A 19,205-nucleotide genomic window follows, 5' to 3' on the forward strand; every position below is an offset into this window, starting at 1 on the left:
AAGTGATCATGCATGATATGTTCATCTTCGCAATTGCCATTGAAATACAAGTAGGTGTTAACTGTTGCCATAATTTCATTCTAAAATCTTCTAATGATTGTCCCTCTTCTAGCGCAGGCTTTCAGCTTGTGCAGCCAACACAGTTCGGAGATGAAAGATATTGAATCTTTATTTCAACCCTCGCTATGCTCCCCGTCATGACCCGGCGTGAGACCGGGTTATCCCCATGGGTGAGCACCGTGGTGGCGCAACAGCTCCTCTGCTCATAGTGGGGGATTGCGCCGAGCGGCGTCCTCGTACCTCGTCCTGGTCGGGCAATGACGGTGATGTTGTGTTTTGATAATGGTAGGCTCGGGTCAAGTCTCCCATTGCGCCCAAAAAGGCTAAACGCGTGATATGGGGAGAATACCAACAACGAGCGGATGCTTCCTCATTTTAGGTCTTAGCGGATGCCAAGACCAGAGGAGGTGCTACTAGCCTATGTCCAGACGTGGTATTTTACAGTATACCTCTTTTGCCTGATTTATATAAATGCAAATAATCTCAACTTTATAAAGTGATCAAAAATAAAATATTCGATTGAGTAGCTACGACCATTTATGCTGATTGCACAGGTGAAATCCGAAAAGCCCATTATTAAATAGAGTAGGAAATTTTAAATTAAAACAAAATGAGTAATTCAATTAATGTAACAAAATGCGATAACGAATTGATTCTTATTGCTTACCAGTGGGGAGCTAGTTTTGAACTCGCTAGAATATTAAGTGGTAATTATAATTCTCTAGATGTGACCTTGGACATAGAAGCTGGGGCATATCAAGGGGGTGTCATTGTCAATGGTGTCAACCATCCAATTCCTCCTTCAACCCATTATTTATATCTACAACCAGGAGAATACACATTGGTTGCTATTGGAATTGATTGGGGTGGGCCACAAGAATTTAGTTTTACATTCAACGGAGAAACGTATGCTCTACCCCAAAACAAGAATCCAACGCCTGATTCTGGAGTAGTTTGGACTCCCTCTCCTATTTCTTTTACGATTCCAGCATCATAAAAACAATGTTGCCTCCCTCAAAAGTCACGCGTTGTGCCCAAAAAGGCTAAACGCGTGATATGGGGTGAATACCAAAAACGGGCGGACACTTCCTCATTTTAGGTCTTAGCGGATGCCAAGACCAAAGGAGGATTCCGTTTAATACATTTTTAAACCATTGAAATGGTTGGATCGGCATTCTTGCTGATGTCTCCACGAATAAATTCATGGGCTATGATATATCCTATCATGTTTGGTATTGCACACCATAGCCCATGGTTTAAACCGTGGGCTATCAAGGGCATTCCAATATACCTTCAATGGTTTTAACCATTTCCTCGCTGGGGAGTGTAAGCGCACCTTTTTTCAAGAATCATGGTCTGGATGGTCGTTTTCTACAGTTTTCTATCATCCTAGCTTTCTGGAAGGCAGATTTGACCGTCAGCCGTCTACTCGATTAGGTGTTTCTTTCATCTAGAGGTAATTACCCACAACGTCCGACTATCATCCGTAAGCAGGATTTTTCAAATTTCTTTAAAAGTATCGGATAGCACCAGCCTTTGCAAATAGCTCAGTAAGCTTATGGATGATAGTATTTGTTGGCATGCGTTTTCACTTATCAAATTTGATTATACCAATGTCATCGGCAGTTATCCGATGAAGCTTGTCCTTCTTACCCATCTTGTACAAGAATTTAGAAACTATTTCAAAGGATTGAAGACAAACTAACCAGTCTTCATTTATTTTATCGATGAGCAAGTTCAGGTCTCTCGGTTCAGTTAATATCAAATCGTTTTTGAATAAATGCGATTTTTCTAAAGTCGAATTAACAGCACTTTCTATCATCTGAAGAATTAGGACTCCTTTGAAATCTGCCTCTAATTCATTGCTGATGAAAACACCTTTGTAGTTATAATCTTCGCAGAAATCAATAATGGTATTTATATCAAGATGTCCTCCAATTTTGTTCCTTACATGCTTCCACTTACCAGTTCTTCTTCGTAGATCTTTTAAATGAGTATTCAAATTTGAATTGAGATGAGTTGAGACATTCTTGTACTTAAAAATGTTATCTGCCAAAGACCAATAACCTTCGAATAAAGAGATTATGTCGACTAAGTTATAAGCGATCTCTCCCTTTTTTGTAATAGATTCTTTTGATGATGAATCCGTGAAATTGATAGAATTAATTCTTTGAATATCGTCATTAATCTTCACCGACTTAAAGTGCAAGTACAAAAGTTTGGTTTGAAGTGCACTGACTTCTGTTATTACAAAATCATCCATATTTAAGGCTCGGTTAATTGACTCGTTCCAGGCAGCTCAAAGGCTAATTTTTTGTTTACTTGAAGTAAAGTTGAGTCGATGTTCGCCTCAATAAAACTTCCAAGAAGTGTGTCTCCCGAAATACCAGCAAAGTATGTTGATTCGATCCAGTTACCTTTTTCATCTAGTTCGCTTTGATACCAAACAACTCCATGGTTGTTTGGAAATATCTCTCCGTAAAATGCTCTCTTCTTGGCTATGAGTTCACCGTCTTCCCAATTGTAGAGTTCACCCGGCAATCCATATCGAAGTTGTTCATGTGATTGCTTCATTGACCCATCTGAAGGACTGTGTATGTAAATTGAGATGTTTGCATCACACATGGTACATTGACGACCCGTTAAGATCAGATAAGGAATCTTGGTTTTAGTAGGAAGTTGAGCCACAAATTCAAGTTCGTAGAGGTTCGTGAGGAATTCGGTTCCATCATCAAATATGACACTTGCACTGTCCGTTCCAGTTACTTGAAATTCGTTCGGGTTCTGCTGCTCAATAGAAGTTGGTTGATGAATTGACGAATAGAGCTTAAGAGAAGCAAACAAAAGAGTTGCTCCTCCAAGAATTCCAAAGAAAGCTATGAGAATTATTCGTTTCATGGTGCTTTATGCATGCCAACATTTCGCTATACGCAATTGCGTATATATTATTGGTTCAAGCTAATCTAGTGGGTTTTTAATGTTTTTCATAGCGTTATGAGCAACATGTGTATAAAGCTCCCTAGTGCCTGCCGTGTCGGGACAATGCTTTTCGTTTCAGTGGTTTTCAGTCACTCTGCGGAAGGCCTAAAACAACAGACAGCCAAGCTGCACACTATTCATTTTACACGCTTAAAAACCACGGCTACCGACACCTCGTCAATCATTGATTTTCTCAAGAATACCTTTTTCCCAGCGTAGCGACAAGCAAGCGGGTCTTTAAGATCAAAGTACAACTTATATATACCCATATCTAGGTAGTGGGTCAAAAGCTTTCATCTTTCAGATCGCTTTGAGGAGAGTAATACAGGTTCGGGTTTCTGCTTGCGCAAGCAGAAGGCCCACCTTGGGCAAGCAGACCGTTGCGCTTGCCCAAGCACAGGCTTCCCCTTGCGCAAGGGGAAGGCCGACCTTGCGCAAGGCCAAACCGCCGCTTGAAGTGTTCCCAGTCTTCGGGTTCCTACTATTCAACTTATATGCCTTCATCGCACATTGTCTTCAAGCCAGTCAGGCCATGCTTACGGCAGGTAAACGCTTCTTTTTTCATGGCCAAAAAAGGACGCAAAAAGGCTAGAGACCAATAAACTCGCTACCGCTCAGACAGTATAATTTTCGATAACCTAGAATAAAGCAGATAGAAGATGATTTATAGTACTGATTAGTCGAACTCAGGTTCATAAGTCTTAGCGGGTGTTAAGACCAGTGGAGTTTATGGAGCATAAAAAAACCTCGCAGGAGCTGCGAGGTTTTCTTTGACGTTTAGTGATGGTTAGTGGATCACTAGTTTCTTCATATACACCTGAGCGGCGGATTTGGCCTGTAGCCAATATACACCTGCGTGCACCTCGCTCACATCTACTTCGATCGTTTGGCTGTGATAGAATCGGCTGTAGATCAGCTGACCAGACATCTGGTACAGGTTCAGTTGATAGTAGTCTTCTGCATAATCCGCCGGCAGGGTTATCGTCACCATGTCTGCTGCGGGGTTTGGGTAGATGCGCATCTGGTCATCTATGCTGGCAGTCGCCCCGAGTACGGCGCTCACATTGGAGATGTCTGCGGCAGTCCGTGCATAGACTTCATATCCGTCCGAGCTCTCCCCTACATAGCCTGTCAGGTCAAAGGTCCCCGCAGGGATGGCTGTCCCGACTAGGTCATGGGTCGTGGTTCCTATTTTGAAAGTGATCTGTAGATCGCCATCTGTCAGGGTGTACTCCCCTTGGCCAAAATCACCTGACTCTGCGATAGATACACCGCTGAGATGGATCAGTTCGGACTCATAGTCCTCACCTATCTCGGCGATAGATATCTCCTGCGGGTCGGGCAGGGTGTTGTCGGTATTGAGCACGGTGATGCTCACATCGTTTCCTTCGAGCTCGAAGAGTCCGTTGTAATCCAACGCCTCGCCTTGCACCACTACGCTATCCCCTACCGTCAGCGGAGCGGACAGGTCACCCGTGAGGCTCCTCACGACTAGTCCTGCTGTGCCATCGTAGACGACACGGTTGTGCTCGCTGTTGTTTTCACCACCGATCACGATTCCTTTTATTTTGGCAGACTGCCCCTCCGATTTGAGCCTCACTTCAGCGATGGATTCAAAAGGCACTTCTGGTTCGGCTACTTTGATCAGATCATCCACGCCGTTGACGAAAAGCTGGTAGTCCGAAAAGTACTGCCCTATGAAGCCCTGAATATCATAGCTACCCGATGGGATCGTCTCCCCCACCAAAGGATGAAGGTCATTGCCGATTCGGAATATCAAGCTACCCGTGTCATCAGAGATCGTAAAGTTGCCATAGGCAAACTCGTCCCCCGCTTCATTAAATGTGACATTGCGAATGATGACAGGTTCTGATTCATACGCCTCTCCGATCTCAGCGATGGTCACCTCCTGATAAGTCGGCAAATCCACGTTCTGATTCAAAACATCAATCACAATGGGGCTACCGTCTATCTCTAAGAGTGAATTGTAATCAGTCAGTGGACCGCTCACCGTCACTTCGTCACCTAGCACCAAGTTTTCCGATTCGTTACCCGCATCAAAACTCCTGACGACCAAACCAGCCGTACCATCATAGATGAATTTGTTGTCGGCGCTATTGGTTCCAGCACTGATCACGATACCCGTCACATAGACGATTTCACCTTCGTCTTTTTGACGCGCCTCAGCGATGGAGATCAACTCCTGTGTGCCTTCCGATCCAGTCACCTCAAACGAATAGGTATCGCCATCCGTGGTATGTGTCACCGTGGCACTGGCCTCTTCGTCTTCACTGCCCGGTTCGTATTTGACCGAAACGTTAAACGACTGCTCACTCTCTCCATCAGATGCCAGTGTCAGTGTCTGCGCATAATCTGTCCCATTGGATGACAAAGAGAATGGCGCTGCTACTGCTACGCTGACATCTCCCGTGAGATTGTATGCCTTCAGCGTATAGGACTGAACCAAAGAAGACCCGAGAGCCACTTTGCCAAAGTCAGGGTTGAAATTGTTTTGGTCCACGATTAGGTTAGGATCGGTGGCCGAGCCGAATATAGCTGCTACCCACTCTGGGTGATCCACAAATGGGTTTCTGTTCTCTTGATAGCCATAGGCACCTTCGTGTCTCTCCTGCTCGTAGGTATCGACAGGGTCAGCTTCGTGCCATCGAATGAGGGTATAGAGCACACCCAGCTCAGGATCTGACGATCCACTCGCTCTATCGACCAACTCTAGATCCAAGACATCACTCTCGTAGCGAGTCGCCATATAAAACAGGATACGTGCCACATCGCCTTTGATCTCGTCGCGTGGCTCCCAAAAGTCCGAATCGGTGTAAGTATCCGGCGCTTCTCCTTCTGCATTTTCGTCTGTATGCTCGACGTTGCTAAAGTCCTTGTTGCTTTTGGAGGTATTCACTGTAGCGTCCGAAGGTCTCAGGTTGTGCACATCGGTGTACGCAGTATCTGCTTCGTCAGGAAACCCGTGGGATTTGGGCCAGGTATGCTCCCTGTTCCAAAAATCAGGTTGGTTGTTAGACGCGAAGTTGCTTTTCGGGATCGAGTTGTTCTTGTAGAACAAAATGATATTGTCAGAATTGTCAGGATCTTCATCCAAATCCGGAAGGATCGTATCCCTAAAATCTGCGTAGGTCTTGACGGTATGCCCTCTGATGATCTGGTGTAGCTGCAGCTTCAATTCTTCTCCAGTCAACCCATCTGTACCAGTGTAGTAATCAGTCGGAATTTGTCCCCAAGCGACTTGAACCAAGGCGCAAAACAGGATTGCTAATGTTGTGATTTTTTTCATTGGGTCTGAAATAAGAAAGACTGCCCATGGCTGGGCAGTCTTTTATGGTTTTCATTATTTATTCTTTACTCAGCTACTTCTACTAAAGTAGTACCATCATAAACAAACCTAACATCGTACTCACCATCACCTGGTTCCCAAGTATGATAAGTCATCAAAAATGGTTGATCAACATCAGGGTTAGGATACAAAACAAGCGTATACTCGATTACCGCCTCTATAATCTGGTCATTAGACCACAGACTTAAATCAAAGTTTTTATAGCTATTCATACTCGCTGCACCTTCTGAGTTTCTATCTTCCCATAATGCTGCCATAGAGATATAATCAGCATCACTAAATTCATGTTTGATAGTTGGGTCTACTACCCACTCATCTACTAAACCGAATTTAAGACTCTCCTCTATGCGTCCCCATGCACCATCTTGATAGATGTAATAATCTCCACGTACATTAGTAGATCCACTATAGTACTTGTACATAATGATAATTTCATCCATGTCTTGAGCATATGGATATTTTGACGCTAAATAAGTTGGCAAATAATTATCAGGATGAGTACCAGAATCAAAGTTATCGTATCTACCAGGTTGTCCACTCGCCTCTCCCATAGAATTATAATCAACTGAAGTCAATGAATAAACTCCTTCATTTAAACTCCATGATCCTCCTGAGTACGTATAGTAGCTTGTATAGCTAACTGGCTCCTCGACTACCTCTACAGTAGCGCTAGTAGTCCCTTCAACTAGCACTTCACCGACTTCCCAAGAAGGGTCATCTAATACTGTTGTATTGTCATAGACAAAAGCAACATACACAGTACTCTCATCATATGTCGAAATATCGATAGTAGACCAAACTTCTTCGGACCAGCTATTTCCTGCAGGCCAAACATCAACGACTAAGTCTGTCCATGTTGCAGATGCAACGTCCGCTCCATCAAAATCAGTTGAAATTTTCACGCCTAGTACAGAAGCAGGATCAATACCTGTTCCTAAATAGTTAATCACTTGATGAAATTGAAGTTCGCTACCAGTGACCCCTGAGAGATCTATGGCAGGAGAGATCAACCAATCATTAACTTCTTGTGTACTTCCGCTATATGCGGACATAATAGCACATCCATTGAAAAAGGTGTTATATTCCCATACCAAGTCATCATTTAATAATGATATGGCATTAAATGCATCTATATTATCAGCGAACCCTTCTGAATAAATAGTATTTAAACCTGCTGCATCCAAATCGACGATTGGATCTTGTCCTGCATAACTGTAACTCACTGCATACACATCACCTTCAGACGGATCTTGAACTTCATTTTCAAGAATCGATACAAGGCTTTCATCTAAATCATACGCTGGTGATAAAAAACCTGCAACAGCAGCCTCTTCACTAACAACTTCTAATTCCTCACTACCAATCCAAAGTGTCTCAGCTCCTGTATAACTACTTACCTCGCTTTGACCTCCTTCAACTTCAAAAGTTACTTCTGCAACAGATCCCTTTGCTAAATACACAAATTCTGAAGCTAGTATCTCAGGGATCAATCTTCCTGCTTGCTCGATATCTTCAAACAAAAGATTAGTAGCTACCAAAGAGTCTTTATCTGGTTTTGATTCGAAATACTCATAATCAGAATCATCCAGCGTATAAGCAACGGTTTTCTCTAAAACCAACTCTCCTTCTTCAATTCCTAACTCATTGTAGGTATCTTCCATTGGATCACAAGAGAAGCATGCAATTGAGATAAGGAATACAAAAATTTTATATATGTTTTTCATTACTAAAGTTCTTTATATCAATTAAAAATTAAACTTAAGCGTAGCAGTCCATGTTCTTCCTAAACCATAGAATACAGTCGCCCCCGATGCCTGCTGATTACTATCGCTTGCATCAGAAATATATTCTGTGTCTAATAGGTTATTCACATTACCAATCACTTTAGCATCAATTTTATCGCCGACTTTAAAAGAGTAAACTAAGTTCAAGTCAACAGTTGAATAATCAGGGGCTTTCCAAGATTGAACAATATCTCCGTTACCATCAGTAATACTATTTGTTCTAGACGTAATACTGTAGTCAGAATATAGATTACCGAAATAGTTATAAGCAACACCGAATTTCAATGACTTGATCAGCTCATAACTAAGATTACCAGAAAAAGTAGTTTGAGCAGAGTTTCCAACTTTCAGATCTTTAATAAATAAACCACTAACAGAAGCACCTTCAACAATATCACCTGTATTTTGATCTCTAACGATTGTAGAATCGACATCACTTGCCCAAACCCAATCACCTAATGAAGCCATACCTCTGATTTCTAATCTTGGGGTAGGCTGATAACGAAAATCAACTTCTATACCTTGGTGAAGAGCATCTACACCCAAGATATTAGCATATCCCAAGACAGTTGTTTCACCATCTCCTACTGGAACCTCGTCTCCATTTTCATCTAAATCATACAATGGAACTGAAGATGTATAGGCTTTATCCAACCAAGAGGTTCTATAAAGGTTCACATTGACATTCAACTGCTCACTTCTATAACCATAGCCAATCTCATAACTCAATACTTTTTCATTTTCAGCATCTTCATTAATAGTACTAATGTCATTACTTCTTTCGCTATTAAATACTGCATCAAAAATTGGTGCCTTTGAGAAATAACCCAAGTTACCAAATACATTATGGTGATCTGTCAAATTGAAATTAGCTCCACCTTTCACTTGGTAACCAATAAAATTGTAACTATCTGATTTCTTATCAGTATACATCATCTCATCATGCGCATAAGACGTATTGGATAATGATGCATTAACAAAAGCAGTCAATTTATTCAGTTCATATTCTCCCTGGACGAACACACCCTGCCATCCAACTAAACCTTCATAATTCTTATTATATTTCCCCCCTGTAGATATTGCAGTTTCCTCTCCTGTCAAGTTATCATCTGACAACACATATTCTGCACCTAACAAATCAGTTACTTCATAATAATGAATACCAGTATATTGACGCAGATCGATACCTGCCATCAAGTCTAAATTCTGATTCACTTCTTTAGTATAAGTACTTAACAAGCCGTACCATTTATGGTTGTTTACTGAAGATGCTATATAGCTACCAGCTTCACCATCTCCATTAACATTTGCGGCAAAGGCAGAGTTATAGTCATACTGACCATTTACGATATCAACAGCATCTCCACCATCTCTACGTCCTCCACCGACACCATACGAGGCATACACAGAAGTCGATAATTCAGAAGTCTCATTTATTGTCCAATAATGATTCAATGAAAATTGTGGTTTATGATAATAATTGTAACTTCTATTATAAACCTCTCCATTCAAATACCCCCAATCAGCATTATACTTTAGTCCTTCAGGATTTGATTTCCATTCATCTATCTTTTGTTTGGTAGATCTTTGACCATGTGTTTGAGGAGCACCAAACCCAGTTAAACTAATCGTGTGATTTTTACCAATCATTTTACTAAGGTTGAAAAAGTAGTTGTATGCTTCGAATTGCAATCCTGTAGCCCAACCTTCACCTGTTGTCTTAGAGGCATAAATAGTAGATGCCCATCCATTATCCATTAAGCCTGTAGAAACTGATAATCCGATAGTTTCATACCCATTATTACCGATACCAACGGTCAGTGTTCCTCCTGCCTCAGTATCAGCAGCTTTAGTGACAATATTGATTGTTCCACCAATAGATGGCACAGCTACCTTTGAAGCCCCTAGACCTCTTTGTACTTGTACATCACTAGCCACTGCCGTTAAACCTGCCCAGTTAGACCAATAAACGGCTCCATTTTCCATATCATTAACAGGAATACCGTTAATCATAACCGCAACGTTCTCCGATTCAAACCCTCGGATATTAATCCTTGCATCTCCAAATCCACCCCCTTGCTTTGTAGCATAAACTCCTGGAGTAGACTTTAGCAACTCAGGGAACTCTTGATTACTGGCGGTCTCTTCTATTTGCAATGAAGATAATCTAGAAACAGCTACAGGAGTTTTTCTATCAACAGCTACAGATGCAAGAACCATTACTTCTTCCAATCCAACAGAAGAAGATTTAAGTTCTACTGGATCGATTGTCAATGATGAACTGTTCAGCTCAATCGTTTTCGTCTGCTCTGTATACCCCACAAAGTTGAACAGCAAAGTGTAAGTACCGTAATCTAAATTGTTTAGAACGTAGTTCCCTTCAACATCTGCTACAGCACCAATACTGGTACCTTGAATCGTGACCGTAGCACCTATCAATGCTTCGCCTGATTCCTTGTCTATCATCTGGCCCTTAATGCCCCCTGTTTGAGCCCAAGCTGTCATGGACGATAAACATAAAAGTAGTAAAAGTGTTTTCCTCATAATTTTTGAATAGTTGTAAATAGTTTAATTGTCCGCAATTTAGCACTTTCTCTTTCGCTGATTGATCACATTTAAGCCCTAATCACACTTGACCGCAATTTTACAGACACTAACCTGATAAAACGCAACCACTAGATTAAGTACTTGTTAACATTCTCTCTCTAACAATTAACAAGTACTTAACTTTTAATTCGTCTAGGGTATGTGTATTTTTGGGACGCTAAACAGTTGATCAAAAAGTGTATTACATCATAACAGACGAACTCCTCCAACAAAGCTTCGAAAAAGATAAGAATGTCATTCTAAAAGCTGCTCAAGAAGTGCACTTTGACGAGTTGGCGAACTTGATCATCAAGAAAACTATCGAGAAGTATGGGGCACTGTTCAACCCTCTAGGATTAGTAGACGACACTTTCCAAAAGATCATCGACTACAACTATCACAACACGACAGAAATCAAAGGAATCTACGACAACCTCTGTGTCACCTATAGATATAAGAACTGTGACAACCAATTGGAGATCATCTGGGATGGAACTAGTCAGGAAGAGAAATATGCTACCGAGTGGACAGAGACGCTACTAAGCTGGATAGATGATTTAACCTATAACCCCTCATTCGTCAAAGCTATACTACAACTGACCGTATTCAATGATGGCAGTAGAAATCTAACCTTTGTTAGAAACGCCATTAAGGCAATCATCAATGATCACTTTGAAATCAAAATATTGACGAGAAAAGGCGTGAAAAAAGTAGTGGTTTATCAGAAGAAACTAAAGAAGGCTTCTTAAACCTCAGTATATAATCTCAAAACCGTTGTAAGAAGGATCATAGGCAATCTGCTTGGTCAATACTTCGTTTACTTCTGCCAAGTCGGATCCTGTATCACACCACGCAACCAACTGCTCTATTGAAGAGTCTTCCCCATGTGCCTCGATCTCTACACGACCATCAGCCAGGTTTTTAACCCACCCCCTAATACCTAGAGAGATTGCGACTTCTAAAGTGGAAGCTCTAAAAAACACCCCCTGAACTTTGCCAGATACGAGGATTGATTTACCTATTTGCATAACCATAACTGTTTACTATCTGTAATCAATGGACGATCCCACATTCCTTGCACATTTTTCTTTTTCCGATAGGCCGCTTTTTGGGTGGTCTTTTATGCCCAAAGTAAGAAGGGTCAGAATACTGAGGCTTCTCCATTTCTTTGGCTTGTTTCTTATACTTCTTTCTGTTCTTCTTCATCAGCTCCTCGTACTCTTCGAGTGCTTGATCCTCTCTTCTCCTAAAAGCTTTTTTGGAAGCCTTCTTTCGGTTAGAGAACTGAGCCTCGGACGATGACCTAGAGTTATCCTCTGAGTCACGTGACGTTTGGGCTTTCGCCTCCATTGACATTAAGAGCAGCAACACTATTCCAGTCGAAATCAGTAAACGCATATCCTGTAGTTTTTATCCCAGCAAAGTAACAAAAATTAGACCTATTCTCACGGCTCTCTCATTTAGGTTTTGGAAGTAAGGCTAATGACAGACACTCTACCTTATACTAACGATCCATTTCTCTTTATTCCCAAACACACTATACTTGCCTACTCAATCTTCAAACTCTAACACACTACTTAATACATGAAACCTACACTATTGATACTGGCTGCCGGTAGAGGCAGTAGATTTGGCGGAGCTAAGCAAGTCACCCCTATGGGGCCAAGTGGAGAGACGATCATGGAGTATAGCATCTATGACGCCCTCAACAATGGGTTTGACCAAGTCGTACTGGTCATCAACAAGGATGTGGAACAAGAAACCATGAACTTGATAGAAAACATACCCGACCTCCAAACACGTATTTCCTATGCCTATCAAGACTTATACATAGACATGATTCCACACCATGTGCAATCTGCCCGTACCAAACCATGGGGAACTGCACATGCGATCATGAGTGCTGGTGATTATATCAAAGGGAATTTTGCGATGATCAATGCGGACGACTACTATGGTGCAGATGCTTTCAAAACCATGGCTGAGTTCCTCCAGACTCATCAAGAAAATCAACAGTACAGCATGGTAGGTTATGACCTACACAACACGCTATCGCTTAATGGCACAGTATCGCGAGGCATCTCCATCAGTGACCAAGAAGGCAAACTGGCCTCAATCAAAGAAACCCATGGGATACATGAAAAAGACGGAAAAATAGTCGCGCAAGCTGAGGACGGTTCAGAATTCGAAATCACCGAAGGCTTGGCTTCTATGAACTTCTGGGGATTTCAAAACAATCTATTTGAAGAAATGAAAAACCAATTTGAGACCTTCCTGCATGAGACCAATGACCTCACCAAAGATGAGTTTCAGATTCCTACTGTCATCGATCAGATGATCAAAAAAGGAATGATAGAAGTGTCCGTACTGCACTCATCAGCCAAATGGTTTGGTGTGACCTACAAAGAGGATAAAGATTTTGCTGCATCATCCATCCAACAGTATGTCAAAGAAGGCTACTACCCTTCTCCACTTTGGGGGTAATAAAAAATGGTTATCTATTCTTTCAGAATTTCTATACTGATGAGGGTAGATAACCATTCTATTTTTTCTATTGACGAAAGGTCGTGCGAGCGAAGCGGTTAAAACCGCCCGATTTTCATAGTCAAAGTATAATTCAACTCGTCGAACTCATCATTGGCAGTACCTATCAATCTCAAGTCCTGCGTAAAACGCTTGGATACTGCAAAATTGAGTCTAAAACATCTGGCCAAGTTTAACTCTACAGCAGCTCCAGGCTCTACATACCAAAACACATCCTGATCGACAATCTCTGAACTCTCTCCACTATAGACACTAGGCACATACCCGAGCCAACCTGCTCCCGCTGACACAGGAAATGTCAAATGAATGACCTGATTAGAGAACAGAATAGGTTCTAAGAGAAAACCTCCATAGCCACCTAACAAAGACAGATCATCCATAGCCAAACTAGGCAGATCATCATATTCATTGGTCGGAATCACTCCCCAAAGATCCACTCCGAATGCCAACGCACGATTGATCACCCAAGCTCCGCGAGCACCTGCCATGGTGAGTGACTCGTCGTTGAACGAAGATATTTTGATCCCCAATGCTCCATATCCACCTCCATGATGTCCTGATCCAGATATGGTTCTGATATCACTATGTTTTTTCTCTTTTGGTTTTGCAGGTTGTGGTTCGGGTTCACTTACTGGCTGAGGCTGAGGATCCACTGCTTGATAGTACTTGACTACTATAGCGTCCTGCTTGCTCGAGTCTCGGTTCAAAGTGTCCACAGATACCACCACGGCATCAGGCAGAGGTTCTTCTACCGCTACTGTATCAGTAGTGATTTGCTGAAAAGCAAAAACAGGAAAAGATAAAAAGACTAAAAGAGCAAGCGTTGCTACGGAATAATAATTTTTCATTAGATAGATTTTTTTGGCTAAAATCAGGGTAAAGACATCTCTCCAACGAATAGGTTTCCAGTCTTCGTACTATTTTATATTTTTTCTCTAGAATATTAGTAAACTGAAAAAACTCGACTAGTTTTGCAGCGGCAAATCGATACGACCAGCTCCTGTCGAACTCCCCCAGGGCCGGAAGGCAGCAAGGGTAGATAGTCGTAGCGGTGCGATGTTGGTTTGCCATTTTTCTTTTCTTTCAGATTACACCCCTTCCTTCTGAAATGCACATCATCAAAATCAAAGGCAAAGCAAAAATCCCAGATTATATCCAACTGAGAGATGATGATTTTGTACTAATTGCCTATTTTCGTGCAGATCGTCCACTCAAAAAATTAGAGAAATACGGACTAGAAGGTAAGGAAAACGAATTACAGAAAATCATCGAACACCTCCCCTTCGGAAAGATTCAACCTTTAAACATCTAATGCATGGAACTCAATAGTCGCCCAGTTGTAGAAGTCAGTGAAACCGACATTTATCAAGAAAGCCACACCGTGCTCAGCGACATTAGTTTCAAAATAGAAAAAGGGGAATTTGTGTACCTAATCGGACGAACAGGTAGTGGTAAGTCATCTCTACTCAAAACCCTCTATGCTGACCTTGCTTTCCACAAAGGAGCCATCGAAGTAGCAGGGTATGACTTGACCAAAATCAAGAGTAAAAACATCCCCTATCTCCGTCGAAAAATCGGCATTATCTTCCAGGACTTCCAGTTGTTTCCAGATCGTACAGTTACTGAGAATCTAACTTTCGTCATGAGGGCCACTGGATGGAAAGACAGAACAAAAATGAAAGGTAGGCTGGCTGAAGTTTTGATGCGGGTCGGTCTCGGTGCTGCGGCAGAAAAAATGCCTCACCAGCTATCAGGAGGAGAACAACAACGGGTAGTAATCGCCAGAGCCCTGATCAACGAACCCTTGATCCTATTTGCGGATGAGCCTACCGGAAACCTAGACCCAGAAGTATCTAGCGGTATATTCGGTCTATTCAAGGAAATAAACCGAAGTGGAACATCTGTCCTCATGGCTACTCACAATCACAAATTCATCGAAGATCACCCTGCTCGTGTGTTGAAGTGTGACGAAGGAAAACTACTCGACTCTGCTGAGCATGAGTTCGAACTTAGCGGACATTATTAGTCCCCCCTTAGTCTACTTCTATATTTCCATAGCTGTTGGATAGCGTCACCACTCCCCCTTTTCCATTCCCTATTTTACCACGATACTCAGCCTTATTATCTGAGTTATTTCTATAATTGAGAGAAATCAGTGCGTTGGAATAGTCTATATCTCCATACTTGACGAAAGCCTCAAAACTACCATTAGCTCCCTCCTCGAACTCCAGTTCTATACTACTAAATTTACTCTGTACATTTACTTTCTTGAAGCTCTTAGCAATCTTTTCTATTTGGAAACTTGGCACATAAGCGGCCTCCATATCCAGTTCTATCCCTACATAACCCACTCGCAGATCGGAATACCCTATATAGCCCTTAATACCATTTACTTGATCGATCTCGAGCTGACCATACTTACTCACCAATTCCATCGTCTTCACACGGCCTATTCCCACCTCACTAAACCCTTGCTCAAATTTCACAATCCCTAGTTGTTCGAAATTTACTTCTGAATACTTTACCTCTATATTACCTGTTTTGACATATTCAAAATTTCCTTCTCCAAATGATACTTTTATATCACTTTCACCATTGAGTCGCTCAGCTTTGATATTACCATAAGAGATACGCAATTTCGCATCACCATCGAGATTCGCCAGATATGCATCACCAAAACTATTTTTAAGATCGAGAGGGTTCACCTTAGGCATACTCACTGTATAATTTATTTCAAAATCCTCATTGTTTCGATTGTTAATATTCCCTTCTATATCTGTTTTGAACGCTATAACGCTACCACTCTCGGAGATGTCCACGTTGATCCTATCGAGGAGTTCCATCGCACGTTCGTCTGTCTTGCGTCTAGCAATCACCTCTACCAATACATCGATCTCTTGTCCCTCGGTCGTATTGATATGAACTCTACCAAAACTGTTCTCGATTTTGAGTTGCACAAATGACTTGACCTCATACACTTTGTGTACACTTTTCTTTTTCTCAACATTACTTTTGGCCATCACTGGCAGCACTATTACAGTGAGTAATAGACCAAAAAATGTATTATATATTAATTGCTTCATTTTCTTCGTATTTGATTAATTGATCCAAAATCTTCAATTGCTTATTTAGAATTTCGACTCTCAGCTGAAGGTTGCGAATCATCGCATTGATCACTTTTTCATTATTCTGATTCTGTGCCAGATCCATTTTCAGTTCTTGGTACATCTGATCCAAATCATCCAAATCATGCAGCAATTGATCATCAACTATATCAGTCTGCTTCATGACTATTATTATTTCTGCTCGGCGCTCAGCGATGAGTTGTGAATAGTAACGCTCGACACGCTCAATATCCTCTGACGGTTCCTCTTCCACCGCTACTATCTCCTCTGAAACACCACTTGTCCAATAACGTTCAGACAGCAACCCTATGCTCAGACAGACGAATACCACCGCTGCGACTTTCCAAAGCCACATATAGCGGTCAGACTGCTTTGACTTAATCTCAGAACCATCCAGTTTACCCGCTATCCCTCTCCATAAAGCCTCACTCGGCTCCAAGTCATCAAACTCGTCGCGTTGCTCTCGAATAAAATCTTCTAGCTTATCTTTCATAGTTATACATATTTTTGAGCAATTCACGTAGCTTAACTTTTGCGCGATTCAACTGCGATTTACTCGTAGACTCAGTAATATTCAGAATCGATGCTACTTCTTTGTGATCATATCCCTCGAACATATAGAGTGTAAACACAATACGAAACCCATCTGGCAACTCCGCTACAGCTGCTTTGACCTGATTCACTTCCAACGTATCGTAACTCACAGGCTCTTCGATCCATTCCTCCTCATTTTGATCATTGATATCCATGAGTTCCTTTCGCCGTTTTAATACATTCAGTGCCCCGTTGATGACTATGCGTTTCAACCAAGAACCAAATGAGGCATCTCCCCGAAACTGATCTATGCTACCAAATGCCTTGACAAAAGCCTCTTGCACCACATCCTCAGCCTCCATCTGATCATAGACGATCCTGTAGCTCGTATTCAACATAGCCTTAGCATATAGCTGGTATAGCTCGAACTGCGCCGTTCGATCTTGCCGTCTTACTGCCTCCACCAGTTCAAAATGGATATCCTTATGATTAGTTACTTGCTCCAAAAAGTTTCGAAATTCTACACCAATGACTACCAATTAAAAGAAGGGTTGCATTCATTTTGATAAAAATATTATTTCTCTCCCAATTTTAATGAAATTACGTAGTGAGGTAATTTTATACTAATTTGAGAGACATCAAACCTTATTGCTAGACACCATGAGAAATAAATTCATCGCAGTATCATTCCTAACTCTAGTCGCCATAGGTATTGGCGCTTACTACTACATCAATACACTTTGGATATTGGTTCTCGTCCTACCGGTTATTCTACTTGGCATTTCCGATTTATTCCAAAAGAAACACACGCTACGAAGAAACTTCCCTGTACTCGGAGTTGCACGATATATCATGGAGGATTTGCGTCCAAAAATCTATCAATACTTTATTGAATCTGAGACTGACGGCACTCCAATCAACCGTATGTACAGATCCATAGTCTACCAGCGCGCCAAAGGCGCATTATCCACCAATCCTTTTGGAACCAAACTAGATGTCTATAGCGTCGGGTATGAATGGGCCAACCACTCCATCATGCCTTTGGATCACAAAGATTTAGATCCACACCCACGTACTCTAGTCGGTGGACCTGACTGCACACAACCCTATAGTGCCAGTATATTCAATGTATCAGCGATGAGCTTTGGCTCGCTAAGTAACAGAGCCATTTTGGCACTCAATGGCGGTGCACAGAAAGGCGGCTTTGCACACAATACGGGAGAAGGTAGCATTAGCCCTCACCATCTCAAACATGGAGGCGATTTGATATGGCAAATTGGGACGGGTTATTTCGGATGTAGAAACGCCGATGGTACGTTCAGCCCAGAACTATACAAGGAAAAAGCAGCCCTAGCATCTGTCAAGATGATAGAATTAAAAGTCTCTCAAGGTGCAAAACCAGGACACGGAGGTATACTCCCCGCAGAAAAAAACACGCCTGAAATCGCTGCGATACGTGGCGTGGAAGTTCACACACGTGTAGACTCTCCTCCAGGACACAAATCTTACTCCACCCCGTTAGAGATGATGGAATTCATCAAACAATTAAGAGAACTCGCTGATGGAAAACCGATAGGTTTCAAACTATGCATTGGAAACAAACTGGAATTCATTGACCTCTGTATCGCGATGCAGCAGACAGGTGTCAAGCCTGACTTTATCACCGTAGATGGTGGAGAAGGAGGAACGGGTGCTGCACCACTAGAATTCTCCAACAGCATCGGTATGCCACTCAAAGACGGACTAGCTTTCGTAAACGACACACTCCGCGGATATGGCCTACGAAAGGACATCAAACTCTTTGCCTCTGGAAAGATCCTAACGGGTTTCCACATGTTCAGGCTCTTTGCATTGGGCGCAGATGCCTGCTACAGTGCTCGTGGCATGATGCTCTCACTAGGCTGCATCCAAGCACTAGAATGCCACAGCAACAATTGCCCAACGGGTATTGCCACACAAAAGAAAGACCTCATCCAAGGGCTTGACGTACCTGACAAGATCAATCGAGTCGCCAAATTTCATAACGAAACTGTTCACAGTTTCGTGGAGTTCATGGGAGCTACAGGCATTAAATCAGCCAATAAAATCAAACGCCACCATGTCTATCGTAGGGTCAGTGAAGATAAGATCATGACCTACGCAGAAATATATCCACAAGTCAAGGCTGGTGAGTTCGCCTAAGTTGCTTTAACTTTGAGCCATCAGTTCATAACAGGACTGATGGCA

At 42.0% G+C, this 19,205-nt stretch carries 18 protein-coding genes and 1 other RNA gene; 8 read left to right on the forward strand and 11 right to left on the reverse strand.

Annotated elements, in window-relative coordinates:
* The first annotated feature begins 670 nt into the window (after positions 1-670).
* Positions 671-1,057: a hypothetical protein gene (locus BUB99_RS02700; RefSeq protein ID WP_073119209.1), complete on the forward strand. Its 387-nt coding sequence runs from the start codon at positions 671-673 to the stop codon at positions 1,055-1,057.
* A 299-nt stretch (positions 1,058-1,356) separates the two neighbouring features.
* The gene (locus BUB99_RS20350) at positions 1,357-1,497 is read left to right on the forward strand and encodes a hypothetical protein (RefSeq protein WP_170863721.1); all 141 of its coding nucleotides are present in this window, start codon (positions 1,357-1,359) and stop codon (positions 1,495-1,497) included.
* A 151-nt stretch (positions 1,498-1,648) separates the two neighbouring features.
* Here BUB99_RS20350 and BUB99_RS02705 read toward each other — a convergent pair whose 3' ends face one another.
* The 5 genes from BUB99_RS02705 to BUB99_RS02730 all read right to left on the reverse strand — a co-directional run bounded on the left by BUB99_RS02705 (position 1,649) and on the right by BUB99_RS02730 (position 10,734).
* Positions 1,649-2,323: a hypothetical protein gene (locus BUB99_RS02705; RefSeq protein WP_073119211.1), complete on the reverse strand. Its 675-nt coding sequence runs from the start codon at positions 2,321-2,323 to the stop codon at positions 1,649-1,651.
* Positions 2,324-2,325: 2 nt separating this feature from the next.
* Positions 2,326-2,958: a hypothetical protein gene (locus tag BUB99_RS02710; protein ID WP_073119213.1), complete on the reverse strand. Its 633-nt coding sequence runs from the start codon at positions 2,956-2,958 to the stop codon at positions 2,326-2,328.
* An 868-nt stretch (positions 2,959-3,826) separates the two neighbouring features.
* Positions 3,827-6,346 (reverse strand): endonuclease, encoded by a 2,520-nt coding sequence (locus tag BUB99_RS02720; RefSeq protein WP_084190309.1) that lies wholly within the window; start codon positions 6,344-6,346, stop codon positions 3,827-3,829.
* Positions 6,347-6,411: 65 nt separating this feature from the next.
* Entirely contained in the window at positions 6,412-8,130 is a 1,719-nt protein-coding gene (locus tag BUB99_RS02725; protein WP_139280870.1) for a choice-of-anchor J domain-containing protein, read from the reverse strand.
* A gap of 21 nt (positions 8,131-8,151) precedes the next feature.
* Complete coding sequence (locus tag BUB99_RS02730) at positions 8,152-10,734, reverse strand: TonB-dependent receptor (protein WP_073119219.1); 2,583 nt, start codon at positions 10,732-10,734, stop codon at positions 8,152-8,154.
* Positions 10,735-10,973: 239 nt separating this feature from the next.
* On the opposite strand from BUB99_RS02730, the gene BUB99_RS02735 reads away from it, so the two are divergent.
* Positions 10,974-11,525: a DnaD domain protein gene (locus BUB99_RS02735; protein WP_084190310.1), complete on the forward strand. Its 552-nt coding sequence runs from the start codon at positions 10,974-10,976 to the stop codon at positions 11,523-11,525.
* Positions 11,526-11,528: 3 nt separating this feature from the next.
* On the opposite strand, the gene BUB99_RS02740 is transcribed toward BUB99_RS02735, so the two are convergent.
* Positions 11,529-11,804: an acylphosphatase gene (locus BUB99_RS02740; RefSeq protein WP_119843630.1), complete on the reverse strand. Its 276-nt coding sequence runs from the start codon at positions 11,802-11,804 to the stop codon at positions 11,529-11,531.
* Positions 11,805-11,829: 25 nt separating this feature from the next.
* On the reverse strand, positions 11,830-12,174 hold the full coding sequence (locus BUB99_RS02745) for a hypothetical protein (RefSeq protein WP_073119222.1): 345 nt from the start codon (positions 12,172-12,174) through the stop codon (positions 11,830-11,832).
* Between the two features lie 186 nt (positions 12,175-12,360).
* Between BUB99_RS02745 and BUB99_RS02750 the strand changes: the two genes are divergently transcribed.
* Positions 12,361-13,260: a nucleotidyltransferase family protein gene (locus tag BUB99_RS02750; protein WP_073119224.1), complete on the forward strand. Its 900-nt coding sequence runs from the start codon at positions 12,361-12,363 to the stop codon at positions 13,258-13,260.
* A gap of 98 nt (positions 13,261-13,358) precedes the next feature.
* On the opposite strand, the gene BUB99_RS02755 is transcribed toward BUB99_RS02750, so the two are convergent.
* Complete coding sequence (locus tag BUB99_RS02755; RefSeq protein WP_073119226.1) at positions 13,359-14,168, reverse strand: hypothetical protein; 810 nt, start codon at positions 14,166-14,168, stop codon at positions 13,359-13,361.
* Between the two features lie 128 nt (positions 14,169-14,296).
* Between BUB99_RS02755 and ffs the strand changes: the two genes are divergently transcribed.
* The 3 genes from ffs to BUB99_RS02770 all read left to right on the forward strand — a co-directional run bounded on the left by ffs (position 14,297) and on the right by BUB99_RS02770 (position 15,346).
* Positions 14,297-14,394, forward strand: an RNA gene (gene ffs, locus BUB99_RS02760) — signal recognition particle sRNA small type.
* Positions 14,395-14,428: 34 nt separating this feature from the next.
* Complete coding sequence (locus tag BUB99_RS02765; protein ID WP_073119228.1) at positions 14,429-14,632, forward strand: fructose-6-phosphate aldolase; 204 nt, start codon at positions 14,429-14,431, stop codon at positions 14,630-14,632.
* A 3-nt stretch (positions 14,633-14,635) separates the two neighbouring features.
* Entirely contained in the window at positions 14,636-15,346 is a 711-nt protein-coding gene (locus BUB99_RS02770; protein WP_073119230.1) for a cell division ATP-binding protein FtsE, read from the forward strand.
* A gap of 7 nt (positions 15,347-15,353) precedes the next feature.
* On the opposite strand, the gene BUB99_RS02775 is transcribed toward BUB99_RS02770, so the two are convergent.
* From BUB99_RS02775 to BUB99_RS02785, 3 genes are read right to left on the reverse strand one after another with little or no spacing between them, the layout of a single operon-like run.
* Entirely contained in the window at positions 15,354-16,403 is a 1,050-nt protein-coding gene (locus tag BUB99_RS02775; protein ID WP_073119232.1) for a DUF4097 family beta strand repeat-containing protein, read from the reverse strand.
* Entirely contained in the window at positions 16,384-16,938 is a 555-nt protein-coding gene (locus tag BUB99_RS02780; protein WP_073119233.1) for a hypothetical protein, read from the reverse strand. The genes BUB99_RS02775 and BUB99_RS02780 overlap by 20 nt, the downstream gene beginning before the upstream one ends.
* Positions 16,928-17,485: an RNA polymerase sigma factor gene (locus BUB99_RS02785; RefSeq protein WP_073120544.1), complete on the reverse strand. Its 558-nt coding sequence runs from the start codon at positions 17,483-17,485 to the stop codon at positions 16,928-16,930. Before BUB99_RS02785 ends, BUB99_RS02780 begins: the two co-directional genes overlap by 11 nt.
* A gap of 154 nt (positions 17,486-17,639) precedes the next feature.
* Here BUB99_RS02785 and BUB99_RS02790 point away from each other — a divergent pair, with 154 nt between their 5' ends.
* Positions 17,640-19,160, forward strand: a complete 1,521-nt coding sequence (locus tag BUB99_RS02790; RefSeq protein ID WP_073119235.1) for an FMN-binding glutamate synthase family protein — start codon at positions 17,640-17,642, stop codon at positions 19,158-19,160.
* Positions 19,161-19,205: the final 45 nt, after the last annotated feature.

The organism is Reichenbachiella agariperforans, assembly GCF_900142205.1.
Lineage (GTDB): Bacteria > Bacteroidota > Bacteroidia > Cytophagales > Cyclobacteriaceae > Reichenbachiella > Reichenbachiella agariperforans.